Genomic DNA, 12103 nt, shown 5'->3' with positions numbered 1-12103 from the left:
TCCGCGCCATCGCACTGTCAGGACCCCCGGTTACGCTAGCGAGATGAGCGAGCGACTCCAGCCCGGGGACGTGGCCCCCGCCTTCACCCTCCCCGACGCCGACGGCAATGAGATCTCCCTGTCGGACCACAAGGGACGCAAGGTGATCGTCTACTTCTACCCGGCGGCCCTGACTCCCGGCTGCACCAAGCAGGCCTGCGACTTCACCGACAACCTCGACGTCCTGGCCGGAGCGGGCTACGACGTCATCGGCATCTCCCCCGACTCCCCGGAGAAGCTGGCGAAGTTCCGCGACAAGGAGTCGCTGAAGGTGACGCTCCTGGCGGACCCGGAGAAGTCGGTCACCGAGTCCTACGGCGCCTACGGCGAGAAGAAGAACTACGGCAAGACCTACATGGGCGTCATCCGCTCCACGATCGTCGTGGACGAGGAGGGCAAGGTCGAACGGGCCCTGTACAACGTCCGGGCGACGGGCCACGTAGCCAAGATCATCAAGGACCTGGACATCTGAGCGGACGCTTCCCCTGCCGAACGGCCCGCCCCGGAATCCCCGGGCGCGGGCCGCTTCGATGCGCCGGGCGTGACTGTCCGATAAACGGTTCGTTACTCCGTACGAGCTGCGAACACGCAGCCGGAACGGAGGGGGCGCGATGGGGGCCAGTACGTACACCAGGGAGCGGCTGGAGGAGGCGGCTCGGGGGGCGCGGACGTTGTCGGAGGCTTGTGGGCGGTTGGGGGTGGATCCGAGGAGTCCGACCCGCCGGTACGTCATGGGGCGGATGAAGAAGCTGGGAGTGGATGTCTCGCACTTCGAGCGGGAGGGGGTCAAGTGGACGAGGGAGATCCTGCAGGCGGCGGTGTCGGCCTCGACGAACATGTGCCAGGTGCTGCGGCATCTCGGACTCGAGGTGGTCGGCGGGCACCACACGCACATCAGCCGGCGGATCAAGGCGTACGGGATCGACACCTCGCATTTCCGGCTGCCGACGCAGCGCGGGAAGGCGTGGCGACCCCGGACACCGGAAGCGCTGCTCGTCGAGCAGCCACCGGGAGCGGCCCGGCGCATCCCGAGCGACCGCCTCAAGTGGGCGATGACCGCGCTGGGACTGCGGGAGCAATGCGCCATGTGCGGTATGAACGCCGTCTGGCGAGGTTTCCCCCTCCCCCTTGAGGTCGACCACGTCAACGGCAACTGGCGCGACAACCGCATCGAGAACCTGCGGTTCCTCTGCCCCAACTGCCACTCGACGACGGACAATTACCGAGGGCGCGGCAAAGGCAGGACCCTATGAGCCGATGGTGCGGGTTGCCTCGCCCCACAACCGAGGAGCTGCGCACGGCCGTCGCCGAGTCCATCTCCATCGCTGGGGTGCTACGCAGCCTGGGGCGCCCCGACAGCGACAGGCAACGCGCGCTGCTGCGACAGTGGATCGCGGAGGAGCACCTGACGACGGCGCACTTCCTGGGGCAGGCACATCAGCGAGGCAAGCCCGGCACGGTCCCCGTCAAGCGACCCGAGGAGATCCTGGTCAAGCACGACGGCGACCGCCGGACAAGGACGTACTTGCTGCGCCGGGCGCTGCGCGAAGTCGGCGTCCCCGAAGTGTGTGCGGAGTGCGGGGTCGGAACCGATTGGCTCGGCAAGCCCATGACGCTGGAGGTCGATCACGTCAGCGGCGACTGGAGCGACGACCGGCGGGAGAATCTGCGCTTGCTGTGCCCCAACTGCCACGCAATCACCAGCACCTGGTGCAGGGGAGGCAGAAGACGGAAAGCGACGCCCGCTACGATGGCCGTGCACGCGGCCGTGGCGGAACGGCATACGCGAGGGTCTTAGGAACCCTTGGGCGAGAGCCCGTGTGGGTTCGAATCCCACCGGCCGCACGGGCCCCGCACCTTGAAGTCGAAGGTGCGGGGCCCTTTCCTGAACTCAGCCCAGCAGCTCCCGGATCACCGGCACCAACCCCCGGAACGCCTTCCCCCGGTGGCTGATCGCGTTCTTCTCCTCCGGGGTCAGTTCCGCGCAGGTGCGGGTCTCGCCGTCCGGCTGGAGGATCGGGTCGTAGCCGAAGCCGTTCGTGCCGGTCGGGGTGTGCCGTAGGACGCCCCTCAGTCGGCCTTCCACCACCCGCTCCTGCCCGTCCGGCAGGGCCAGCGCCGCCGCGCACGCGAAGTGGGCGCCCCGGTGTTCGTCGGCGATGTCGGACAGCTGGGCCAGCAGCAGCTCCAGGTTGGCCCGGTCGTCCCCGTGGCGGCCGGCCCAGCGGGCGGAGAAGATGCCCGGGGCGCCGTTCAGGACGTCGACGCAGAGGCCGGAGTCGTCGGCCACCGCGGGCAGGCCGGTGGCCTGGGCCAGGGCGTGGGCCTTGAGGAGGGCGTTCTCGGCGAACGTCACTCCTGTTTCCTTGACATCCGGAATGTCCGGGAAGGCGTCCGCGCCGACGAGGTCGTGGGGCAGACCTGCGTCGGCGAGGATGGCTTTCAGCTCGGTGATCTTTCCGGCGTTGCGCGTGGCGAGGATCAGGCGGGTCATGCCCCCAGTATCAGGGTGTGCAGACCTTGGTCAGTTCGCCGGCGGCGTCGGTGACCGGGGTGAGGTCGGGGGTCTCGTCGCCGTTGTCGATGGCCGTACGGACGTTGTCGACCGCGGTGGCGAGGTCGTCGACGGCCTTGTCGACGTCGGCGTTGTCGGTCTTGTCGCCGATGTCGTTGAGGTTCTGGTCGATGGAGTCGAGGGACTCGTCGACCTGCGTCGGGTCGTTCGCCGCGCTCTCGACGGCCTGCTGAAGGTCGGTCACGCTGTCGGCGACGGCCTCGGCGGTCTGGACGCAGTCCAGCGCCTTGCTGACGGCGTCGCAGCCGGTGGTCAGTCCGGTGGTCAGCGCTACGGCCGCCACCGCGGCGACCATGGTGATACGGCTCCGTCTGCGTCGGCTCGCGCCCATGCTGGTGTCCTCCCGTGCTCAGGCCTTCCACAGGCCCCCGTGCCTGGCCGGGCGCGCGACGGTGTGTCGTGCGCCCGTACCCCTAGTGACGCGGGGGCGGTCGGCGTGGTTGCCCGTGCCGGACGCCCTGCTTGGTGCGTCCTTTACTTTTCGAGGACGGTATCAAGGGCCTTGCGCTGCAGGACAGCGAGTTCGGTGCAGCCCAGGACCGCCAGGTCCAGCAGGGAGTTGAGCTCGTCGCGGTCGAAGGGCTCCGCCTCCGCGGTGCCTTGGACCTCGACGAAGCGGCCGTCGCCGGTGCAGACGACGTTCATGTCGGTCTCGGCCTTCACGTCCTCCTCGTAGCGCAGGTCGAGGAGCGGGACGCCGCCGACGATGCCCACCGAGACCGCCGCGACGGTTCCGGTCAGAGGCTTGCGGCCGGCCTTGATCAGCTTCTTGCCCTGGGCCCATGCCACGGCGTCGGCGAGGGCCACGTAGGCGCCGGTGATGGCCGCGGTGCGGGTGCCGCCGTCGGCCTGGAGGACGTCGCAGTCCAGGACGATGGTGTTCTCTCCCAGCGCCTTGTAGTCGATCACCGCGCGCAGGGAGCGGCCGATGAGGCGGCTGATCTCGTGGGTGCGGCCGCCGATCTTGCCGCGGACGGATTCGCGGTCGCCGCGGGTGTTGGTGGCGCGGGGCAGCATGGAGTACTCGGCGGTGACCCAGCCTTCGCCGCTGCCCTTGCGCCAGCGCGGGACGCCTTCGGTGACGGAGGCGGTGCAGAAGACCTTGGTGTCGCCGAAGGAGACGAGGACGGAGCCCTCGGCGTGCTTGCTCCAGCCGCGTTCGATGGTGACGGGGCGGAGCTGTTCGGGGGTGCGGCCGTCGATGCGTGACATGGCGATGAGCCTAGCGGGACATGCGGAAGGGGCCCTTCCCGCGGGGGGAGGGCCCCTTCAGGGGTGAGCGGTGTGCTCACATCATGTCTTCGATCTCCGCCGCGATCGGGTCGGCGTCGGTGCCGATGACGACCTGGATCGCCGTGCCCATCTTGACGACTCCGTGGGCGCCGGCCGCCTTGAGGGCCGCCTCGTCGACGAGGGAGGCGTCGGCGACCTCGGTGCGCAGGCGCGTGATGCAGCCCTCGACTTCTTCGATGTTCTCGATACCGCCGAGTCCGATAACGATCTTCTCAGCCTTGCTGGCCATTTCGGTCTCCTCACGCACAGTTGGCCCAACTTTACGAGCGATTGCGCCGTACGTACCGAAAGATGACGTCACAGCAACCCAATCGTCGATAACTGGTCTACACCACCTGACAGGCGGTCGCCAACTGATGAATGCCCCCACCGAGATCTCTCCAGCACGTCGGCGGTGGCAGTCGGCGTTCCAGGGCCTGCAGAAGATGGGCCGCAGTCTTCAGCTCCCGATCGCCGTGCTGCCGGCCGCGGGCATCCTGAACCGGCTGGGCCAGCCCGATGTGTTCGGCGACGAAGGGCTCGGCTGGAACAACATCTCCCGGGTGATGGCCGGGGCGGGCGGCGCGCTGCTCGACAGCCAGCTCGGGCTGCCGCTGCTGTTCTGCATCGGTGTCGCGATCGGCATGGCGAAGAAGGCGGACGGCTCGACCGCGCTGGCGGCGGTGGCGGGCTTCCTCGTCTACTACAACGTGCTGCGCCAGTTCCCGGAGGACTGCCCGGACGGCACGGAGGCGGTCCCGAACGTCGGCTGCCAGGGGACCGTCGACGGCACGGTGCAGGCGTTCACCTACCAGAACCCCGGGGTGTTCGGCGGCATCGTCATCGGCCTGCTGGCGGCCTTCTTCTGGGCCCGCTACCACCGCACCCGGCTGGTGGACTGGCTGGGCTTCTTCAACGGCCGCCGGCTGGTGCCGATCATCATGGCGTTCGTCGCCATCGCCTTCGCCGCGCTGTGCCTGTGGGTGTGGCCGCCGATCGGTGACGCGCTGGAGAGCTTCAGCGACTGGCTGAGCGACGCGGGCGCCTGGGGTGCGGGCATCTTCGGCATCGCGAACCGGGCCCTGCTGGTGATCGGCCTGCACCAGTTCCTGAACGTGCCCATCTGGTTCCAGTTCGGCACGTACACCAAGCCGGACGGCACCGAGGTGCACGGCGACATCAACATGTTCCTGGCGGGCGACCCGGACGCGGGCCAGTTCACCTCGGGGTTCTTCCCGATCATGATGTTCGCGCTGCCGGCCGCGGCCCTGGCCATCACGCACTGCGCGAAGCCGCACCGCCGCAAGGAGGTCGGCGGTCTGATGCTCTCGGTGGCGCTGACCTCGTTCGTCACGGGCATCACCGAGCCGATCGAGTACTCGTTCCTGTTCATCGCGCCGCTGCTGTACGTGGTGCACGCGGTGCTGACGGGTGTGTCGATGGCGGTGACGTGGGGGCTCGGGGTGCACGACGGCTTCAGTTTCTCCGCCGGGCTCATCGACTACGTCATCAACTGGAATCTGGCGACCAGGCCGTGGGCGATCATTCCGATCGGCCTGGTCTTCGCAGTCGTGTATTACGTGATCTTCCGGTTCGCGATCACGAGATTCGATCTGAAGACGCCGGGACGGGAGCCGGAGGACGAGGTGGAGGACGTCACAAAGGTCTGACGAAAGCCTCGAATAACGGTTGCGCAACCCGCGGTTCCGGTGACGGAATCGCGGGTTCCTTATGTGCCCTTCATCGTGCTAGAACAGGTCTACACCACTGAGTGGTGTAGACCACCACCCGATGGAGGAAGTCTATGAGCACCGCCACCGCATCGGCGGCCCCCACAAAGAAGTGGGGATCCGGTCTGTTCCAGGGCCTGCAGAAGGTCGGCCGCAGCCTCCAGCTCCCGATCGCCGTCCTGCCCGCGGCGGGCATTCTGCTGCGCCTGGGCCAGGCCGACGTTCAGGAGAAGCTGAACCTGCCCGACAAGGTCACGGCGGTCTTCGCCACGGCCGGTGGCGCGATCTTCGACAACCTGCCGCTGCTGTTCTGCATCGGTGTCGCGATCGGCTTCGCGAAGAAGGCCGACGGCTCGACCGCGCTGGCCGCGCTGGTGGGCTTCCTGGTCTACAGCAATGTCCTCAAGGCGTTCCCGGTCACTGAGGCAAAGGTGCAGAAGGGCGCGGACATAGCCGCGACCTACAACAATCCGGGTGTCCTGGGCGGCATCCTCATGGGTCTGCTCTCCGCCGTGCTGTGGCAGCGCTTCCACCGCACCAAGCTGGTGGACTGGCTCGGCTTCTTCAACGGCCGCCGTCTCGTGCCGATCATCATGGCCTTCGTCGGCACCGTCATGGGCGTCTTCTTCGGCCTGGTCTGGGAGCCGATCGGTGAGGGCATCTCGGACGTCGGCGAGTGGATCACCGGTCTGGGCGCCGCGGGTGCCGGTCTGTTCGGTCTGATCAACCGCGCGCTGATCCCGATCGGCATGCACCAGTTCGTCAACACCGTCTCCTGGTTCCAGATCGGTGACTTCACCAACGCCGCCGGCGAGGTCGTGCACGGCGACCTGAACCGCTTCTTCGCGGGCGACCCGGACGCCGGTCAGTTCATGTCGGGCTTCTTCCCGATCATGATGTTCGGCCTGCCGGCCGCCGCGATCGCGATCGCGCACGCCGCTCGTCCCGAGCGCCGCAAGGCCGTGATGGGCATGATGGTCTCGCTCGCGCTGACCTCCTTCGTGACCGGTGTCACCGAGCCGATCGAGTTCTCGTTCATGTTCATCGCGCCGGTGCTCTACGCGATCCACGCGGTGCTCACCGCCCTGTCCATGGCGATCACCTGGGCGCTCGGCGTCCACGCGGGCTTCACCTTCTCCGCGGGTGCCATCGACTACGGACTCAACTGGTCGCTGTCCACCAAGCCCTGGCTGATCATCCCGATCGGCCTGGTCTTCGCGGCGGTCTACTACGTCCTCTTCCGCTTCGCGATCACCAAGTTCAACCTTCCGACGCCGGGCCGTGAGTCCGACGAGGAGCTGGCGGAGCTGCAGAAGGCCGAGGCCAAGTAGCCCGTACGACAGGACGGAGGCCCCGGAACCGAGCTGGTTCCGGGGCCTCCGTGCACGTGGCCTTCAGATCTCGTACGTCCGCCTCGGCGCCGCCAGTTCCACCGGACCGTCGTAGACCGCGCGCGCGTCGGCCAGGTTGGTCCGGGGGTCGGTCCACGGGGGAATGTGGGTCAGCACCAGGCGGCGGGCGCCCGCCCGGGCCGCCGTCTCACCCGCCTCGCGGCCGTTGAGGTGCAGGTCGGGGATGTTCTCCTTGCCGTGCGTGAACGCCGCCTCGCACAGGAACAGATCGGTGTCGCGGGCGAGTTCGTCGAGCGTGGCGGTGACACCGGTGTCGCCGGAGTACGTCAGGGACCGCCCGCCGTGCTCGACGCGGATGCCGTACGCCTCCACCGGATGGGCCACCCGCTCCGTGTGCACCGTGAACGGGCCGAGCTCGAAGGTGGAGGGCTTGACGGTGTGGAAGTCGAAGACCTCGCTCATCGAGGAGGCCGAGGGGGTGTCGGCGTAGGCCGTGGTCAGCCGGTGCTCCGTGCCCTCGGGTCCGTAGACCGGGATGGGGGCGCAGCGGCCGCCGTCGTGCCGGTAGTACCGCGCGACGAAGTAGGCGCACATGTCGATGCAGTGGTCGACGTGCAGATGGCTCAGGAAGATCGCGTCGAGGTCGTAGAGACCGCAGTGGCGCTGCAGCTCGCCGAGGGCGCCATTGCCCATGTCGAGGAGCAACCGGAAGCCGTCGGCCTCGACGAGGTAGCTCGAGCAGGCCGATTCCGCGGACGGAAACGACCCCGAGCAGCCGACGACGGTGAGCTTCATGAAGCAGAAACCTCCGCGGGCGGGGATGTCCGGATGGGGGGCGACGGGGGTGTGCGGTTCGTCGAGCGTAAGGCGCGAAAGGGCGGGTCGCTCCTCCGCCAAGGGCTGTTGTGGGCGAACTCACCTGTGGTGTCACGCGTTCGGCTGGCAGTGGGGCGCCTGAGGCGCGGGAAGGGCGCGCGCAGCTGAGCGCGCGCCGGTAACGTCGTCGTATGGACACGTCATGGTGGTGGCTGGCGCTCGCCGCGGTGGTGCTGCTCGCGCTCGTCGCCGCACTCGTGGACGGGTGGGGGCGCAGGACCTCCGGGCGGCTGGACCGGCGTCGGCAGGCCGTGCGGCCGCGGCCCACGGAGATCTGGTGGGCGAGTGTGCCGTTCGAGGACCGGCCGGGGGCGAAGGACCGGCCGTGTCTGGTGCTGGCGGTGCACGGCAGGCGGGTGCGCGTCGCGAAGATCACCAGCCAGTACCACGACGAGCGGTCGGGGGTGATCCCGCTGCCGCCGGGTGCGGTGAGCGACGCTCAGGGGCGGGCGAGCTTCCTGGAGACGGACGAGCTGCGCGAGGTGCCGGTGCGGGACTTCCGCCGCAAGGCGGGGGTGGTGGACCCGGTCCTGTGGGACCAGGTCCGACACCTGGCGGGCTGAGGGGCTACGCCCAGAGCTGTCCTTGCAGCGTCTCGATCGCTTCCTCGGTCGTCGCCGCCGTGTAGACGCCGGTCGACAGGTACTTCCAGCCGCCGTCGGCCACGACGAACACGATGTCGGCGGACTCCCCCGCCTTCAGCGCCTTGTTGCCGACGCCGATCGCGGCGTGCAGGGCGGCGCCCGTGGAGACGCCCGCGAAGATGCCCTCCTGCTGGAGCAGCTCCCGGGTGCGGGTGACCGCGTCCGCCGAGCCGACGGAGAAGCGGGTGGTCAGCACCGACGCGTCGTACAGCTCGGGCACGAAGCCCTCGTCGAGGTTGCGCAGGCCGTACACCAGGTCGTCGTAGCGCGGCTCCGCGGCGACGATCTTCACGTCGGGCTTGTGCTCGCGCAGGAAGCGGCCTACGCCCATCAGCGTGCCCGTGGTGCCGAGACCGGCCACGAAGTGGGTGATGGACGGGAGGTCGGCGAGGATCTCGGGGCCGGTGCCGGCGTAGTGGGCGCCCGCGTTGTCCGGGTTGCCGTACTGGTAGAGCATCACCCAGTCCGGGTGCTCGGCGGACAGTTCCTTGGCCACGCGTACGGCCGTGTTGGAGCCGCCCGCCGCCGGGGAGGAGATGATCTGCGCGCCCCACATGCCGAGCAGGTCCCGGCGCTCCTGGGAGGTGTTCTCGGGCATCACGCAGACCATGCGGTAGCCCTTGAGCTTGGCCGCCATGGCGAGAGAGATGCCGGTGTTGCCGGAGGTGGGCTCCAGGATGGTGCAGCCCGGGGTGAGCCGGCCGTCCTTCTCCGCCTGCTCGATCATGTGCAGGGCCGGGCGGTCCTTGATCGAGCCGGTGGGGTTGCGGTCCTCCAGCTTGGCCCAGATCCGGACGTCGGCGGACGGCGACAGCCGCGGCAGGCGCACCAGAGGGGTGTTGCCCACCGCGGCCAGCGGGGAGTCGTAGCGCATACGGGATCAGACCATGCCGCCGGCCACGGCCGGCAGGATCGTGACGCTGTCGCCGTCGGTGAGCTTGGTGTTGATGCCGTCGAGGAAGCGGACGTCCTCGTCGTTGAGGTACACGTTCACGAAGCGGCGCAGCTGCTCGCCGTTCGCCTGGTCGATGAGCCGGGCCTGGATGCCCGCATGGCGGGTCTCGAGGTCGGTGAACAGGTCGGCAAGGGTGTCACCGCTGCCCTCCACCGCCTTCTTGCCGTCGGTGTACTGGCGGAGGATGGTGGGGATGCGGACCTCGATGGCCATGGCAAGGGGCTCCTGTCGGAAAAGTGGTCTGGTCTCAGTGGGCGCGCGCGTCGATGGCGCGCCGCGGCGGCACGGCCGTACGGCTGCAGCGGGACGGTCAACAGATGGCGCTGTTCAGCCTGCACAGGTCGACGTGCAGCCGCGCAACGAGCAGCGAGCCCGGCGCCTTGTCACTCACGTCGAGAAGAACCATGGGCTCATCGTATCGATTCCCGGACCGGCTCCAGGAGTGTGATCTCACCATCCGGACGTAAATCATCCACGATCCGAGATCGACGGGATTCAGTAGGCCTCCACGACCCTGACCTCCTCCTCCGTGACCTCGCCCTCCAGGATCCGGAAGGAGCGGAACTGGAACTCCCCGAGGCCGTCGGTGTCGGCGGTGGAGACGAGGACGTAGTGCGCGCCCGGCTCGTTGGCGTAGGAGATGTCGGTGCGGGAGGGGTAGGCCTCGGTGGCCGTGTGGGAGTGGTAGATGACCACCGGTTCCTCGTCCCGGTCGTCCATCTCGCGGTAGAGCTTGAGCAGGTCGCCGGAGTCGAACTCGTAGAACGTGGGCGACATGGCGGCGTTCAGCATCGGGATGAAGCGCTCGGGGCGGTCGGCGCCGGCCGGCCCCGCGATGACGCCGCACGCCTCGTCGGGATGGTCCTTGCGCGCGTGCGCGACGATCTGGTCGACGAGGGCCTGGGTGATGGTCAGCATGCCCGCCAGGATAAGCAGAAGGGCGACTCCGTACCGAAGAGTGGTACGAAGCCGCCCACATGCTAGGACGGTGCTGGTCAGCCGACCTTTTCGAACTCCGCCTCACGGCGCCGCGTGACCTCGGGGTTCCGGGACTTCAGCACGAGCCAGCCGATGCCCAGCGCCGCCGCCCAGCCCGCCATCACGTACAGGCAGACGCGGGAGTCGGCGTCGTAGGCGATGATGCCGGTGACGAAGAGCAGGAAGGCGATGGCGACCCAGCTGCACTTCGCGCCGCCGGGGGCCGGGAAGGACGAGGCCGGCAGCCGGCCCGCGTCGACCGCGCGGCGGTAGCGGACGTGGCTGACCAGGATCATCAGCCAGGTCCAGATACCGGCCGCGGTGGCGACGGAGACGACGTAGCCGAAGGCCTTCTCCGGGACGATGTAGTTCAGGATCACGCCGATGCCCATGAAGAGCACGGAGATCGTGATGCCGAAGGCCGGGGTCTTGGTGGAGGAGAGCTTCTTGAAGACCGCGGGGGCCTCACCACTGTCGGCCAGGTTCCGCAGCATGCGGCCCGTGGAGTACATGCCGGAGTTGCAGGAGGACAGGGCGGCGGTCAGCACCACGAAGTTGACGATGGCCGCGCCCGCCGGGATGCCGATCTTCGCGAAGGCCGCTACGAAGGGGCTGACGCCCTCGCTGAACTCGGTCCACTTGACCACGCACAGGATGACGGTGAGGGCACCGACGTAGAACAGGGCGATCCGCCAGGGCAGGGTGTTGATCGCCTTCGGGAGGGTCTTCTCCGGGTTCTCGGACTCGCCCGCGGTGACACCGACCAGCTCGACGGCGAGGTAGGCGAACATGACGCCCTGGAGGGTCATCAGGGACGAGCCGACGCCCTTGGGGAAGAACCCGTCGAAGGCCCAGAGGTTGGACACCGCGGCGGTGTCACCGGCGGAGCTGAAGCCGAAGGTGAGCACGCCGAGACCGATCACGATCATGCCGATCAGGGCGGTGACCTTGACCATCGAGAACCAGAACTCGATCTCGCCGAACAGCTTCACCGAGATCAGGTTGGCGGCGAACAGCACCAGCAGGAAGACCAGGGCCGTGACCCACTGCGGGATCTCCGGGAACCAGTAGTTGACGTAGATCGCGGCGGCCGTCAGCTCGGCCATGCCGGTGACGACCCACATCAGCCAGTACGTCCAGCCGGTGAAGTAGCCGAAGAACGGGCCGAGGAACTCGCGGGAGTACTCCGCGAAGGAGCCCGAGACCGGGCGGTAGAGGAGCAGCTCACCGAGTGCCCGCATGATGAAGAAGATGATGACGCCGGCGAGGGCGTACATGAGGATGAGGCTCGGACCGGCCTTGGCGATGTTCGCCCCGGCACCCAGGAAGAGGCCGACGCCGATGGCGCCGCCGATCGCGATCATCTGGACCTGGCGGCTGCCGAGGCCGCGCTCGTAGCCCTCTTCCGGAGCCTTCTCCGTGTCGACCTGGACGGAGGTCATGTGATTGGTGCGCCTTTCTCCACACCGACCCGGGCCTGTCGTCGGCCGCGGACCGGATCTCGATCCCCCCGGATTGACTGGAGCGTTCTGCCTGACCGGCGGTCTGCCGGTCGGTGGCGCACCCGGACGGAACATGGGTGGTGTTCGCCGGGCGGTCGTGAAGATTTATCACGGCCGCCATCTTGATCAACGAGGCGATTTGTGGCGCATTGCACACGGAGAAGTGGGCAAAGAGGGCGC

Annotated in this window: 16 protein-coding genes and 1 tRNA gene; 7 read left to right on the top strand and 10 right to left on the bottom strand. The window is 68.3% G+C overall.

Annotation, left to right across the window (positions count from 1 at the left end):
- The first annotated feature begins 43 nt into the window (after positions 1-43).
- From bcp to ACWD11_RS10450, 4 genes are all read left to right on the top strand, one after another.
- A complete protein-coding gene (gene bcp / locus ACWD11_RS10465; protein ID WP_389415761.1) occupies positions 44-511 on the top strand; it encodes a thioredoxin-dependent thiol peroxidase in 468 nt (155 codons plus the stop codon).
- Between the two features lie 139 nt (positions 512-650).
- Positions 651-1292, top strand: a complete 642-nt coding sequence (locus ACWD11_RS10460) for an HNH endonuclease signature motif containing protein (RefSeq protein ID WP_451282437.1) — start codon at positions 651-653, stop codon at positions 1290-1292.
- Complete coding sequence (locus ACWD11_RS10455; protein WP_451282435.1) at positions 1289-1837, top strand: HNH endonuclease; 549 nt, start codon at positions 1289-1291, stop codon at positions 1835-1837. The genes ACWD11_RS10460 and ACWD11_RS10455 overlap by 4 nt, the downstream gene beginning before the upstream one ends.
- Positions 1802-1884, top strand: a tRNA-Leu gene (locus ACWD11_RS10450). The genes ACWD11_RS10455 and ACWD11_RS10450 overlap by 36 nt, the downstream gene beginning before the upstream one ends.
- Positions 1885-1930: 46 nt before the next feature.
- Here ACWD11_RS10450 and rdgB read toward each other — a convergent pair.
- The 4 genes from rdgB to ACWD11_RS10430 form a co-directional block, all read right to left on the bottom strand.
- Positions 1931-2533 carry an RdgB/HAM1 family non-canonical purine NTP pyrophosphatase gene (rdgB, locus tag ACWD11_RS10445; RefSeq protein ID WP_451282433.1) on the bottom strand — a complete coding sequence of 201 codons (603 nt, stop codon included), beginning with the start codon at positions 2531-2533 and terminating at the stop codon, positions 1931-1933.
- Between the two features lie 10 nt (positions 2534-2543).
- Positions 2544-2945 (bottom strand): hypothetical protein, encoded by a 402-nt coding sequence (locus tag ACWD11_RS10440; protein WP_389415756.1) that lies wholly within the window; start codon positions 2943-2945, stop codon positions 2544-2546.
- Between the two features lie 143 nt (positions 2946-3088).
- Positions 3089-3826: a ribonuclease PH gene (gene rph, locus ACWD11_RS10435; RefSeq protein ID WP_389415755.1), complete on the bottom strand. Its 738-nt coding sequence runs from the start codon at positions 3824-3826 to the stop codon at positions 3089-3091.
- Between the two features lie 76 nt (positions 3827-3902).
- The gene (locus ACWD11_RS10430) at positions 3903-4136 is read right to left on the bottom strand and encodes a glucose PTS transporter subunit EIIB (RefSeq protein WP_389415754.1); all 234 of its coding nucleotides are present in this window, start codon (positions 4134-4136) and stop codon (positions 3903-3905) included.
- 127 nt (positions 4137-4263) lie between these two features.
- On the opposite strand from ACWD11_RS10430, the gene ACWD11_RS10425 reads away from it, so the two are divergent.
- On the top strand, positions 4264-5556 hold the full coding sequence (locus tag ACWD11_RS10425) for a PTS transporter subunit EIIC (protein WP_389415753.1): 1293 nt from the start codon (positions 4264-4266) through the stop codon (positions 5554-5556).
- Positions 5557-5690: 134 nt separating this feature from the next.
- Positions 5691-6947: a PTS transporter subunit EIIC gene (locus ACWD11_RS10420; RefSeq protein WP_389415752.1), complete on the top strand. Its 1257-nt coding sequence runs from the start codon at positions 5691-5693 to the stop codon at positions 6945-6947.
- Positions 6948-7010: 63 nt separating this feature from the next.
- Here ACWD11_RS10420 and ACWD11_RS10415 read toward each other — a convergent pair whose 3' ends face one another.
- Positions 7011-7763, bottom strand: a complete 753-nt coding sequence (locus ACWD11_RS10415; protein WP_389415751.1) for an MBL fold metallo-hydrolase — start codon at positions 7761-7763, stop codon at positions 7011-7013.
- A gap of 212 nt (positions 7764-7975) precedes the next feature.
- On the opposite strand from ACWD11_RS10415, the gene ACWD11_RS10410 reads away from it, so the two are divergent.
- Positions 7976-8407: a type II toxin-antitoxin system PemK/MazF family toxin gene (locus ACWD11_RS10410; protein WP_389415750.1), complete on the top strand. Its 432-nt coding sequence runs from the start codon at positions 7976-7978 to the stop codon at positions 8405-8407.
- A gap of 4 nt (positions 8408-8411) precedes the next feature.
- On the opposite strand, the gene ACWD11_RS10405 is transcribed toward ACWD11_RS10410, so the two are convergent.
- The 5 genes from ACWD11_RS10405 to ACWD11_RS10385 all read right to left on the bottom strand — a co-directional run bounded on the left by ACWD11_RS10405 (position 8412) and on the right by ACWD11_RS10385 (position 11863).
- Positions 8412-9362, bottom strand: a complete 951-nt coding sequence (locus ACWD11_RS10405; RefSeq protein ID WP_389415749.1) for a PLP-dependent cysteine synthase family protein — start codon at positions 9360-9362, stop codon at positions 8412-8414.
- A gap of 6 nt (positions 9363-9368) precedes the next feature.
- Positions 9369-9656: a MoaD/ThiS family protein gene (locus ACWD11_RS10400; RefSeq protein WP_389415748.1), complete on the bottom strand. Its 288-nt coding sequence runs from the start codon at positions 9654-9656 to the stop codon at positions 9369-9371.
- A 97-nt stretch (positions 9657-9753) separates the two neighbouring features.
- On the bottom strand, positions 9754-9849 hold the full coding sequence (locus ACWD11_RS10395; RefSeq protein ID WP_389415747.1) for a putative leader peptide: 96 nt from the start codon (positions 9847-9849) through the stop codon (positions 9754-9756).
- Positions 9850-9938: 89 nt separating this feature from the next.
- The gene (locus tag ACWD11_RS10390; protein ID WP_250076341.1) at positions 9939-10361 is read right to left on the bottom strand and encodes a Mov34/MPN/PAD-1 family protein; all 423 of its coding nucleotides are present in this window, start codon (positions 10359-10361) and stop codon (positions 9939-9941) included.
- A gap of 77 nt (positions 10362-10438) precedes the next feature.
- Positions 10439-11863: an amino acid permease gene (locus tag ACWD11_RS10385; RefSeq protein ID WP_451282428.1), complete on the bottom strand. Its 1425-nt coding sequence runs from the start codon at positions 11861-11863 to the stop codon at positions 10439-10441.
- Positions 11864-12103 lie beyond the last annotated feature (240 nt).

Source organism: Streptomyces sp. NPDC002776 (genome assembly GCF_053592195.1).
Note: the sequence above shows the minus strand (reverse complement) of the source record. Positions and strands in the feature narration are given on the sequence as shown.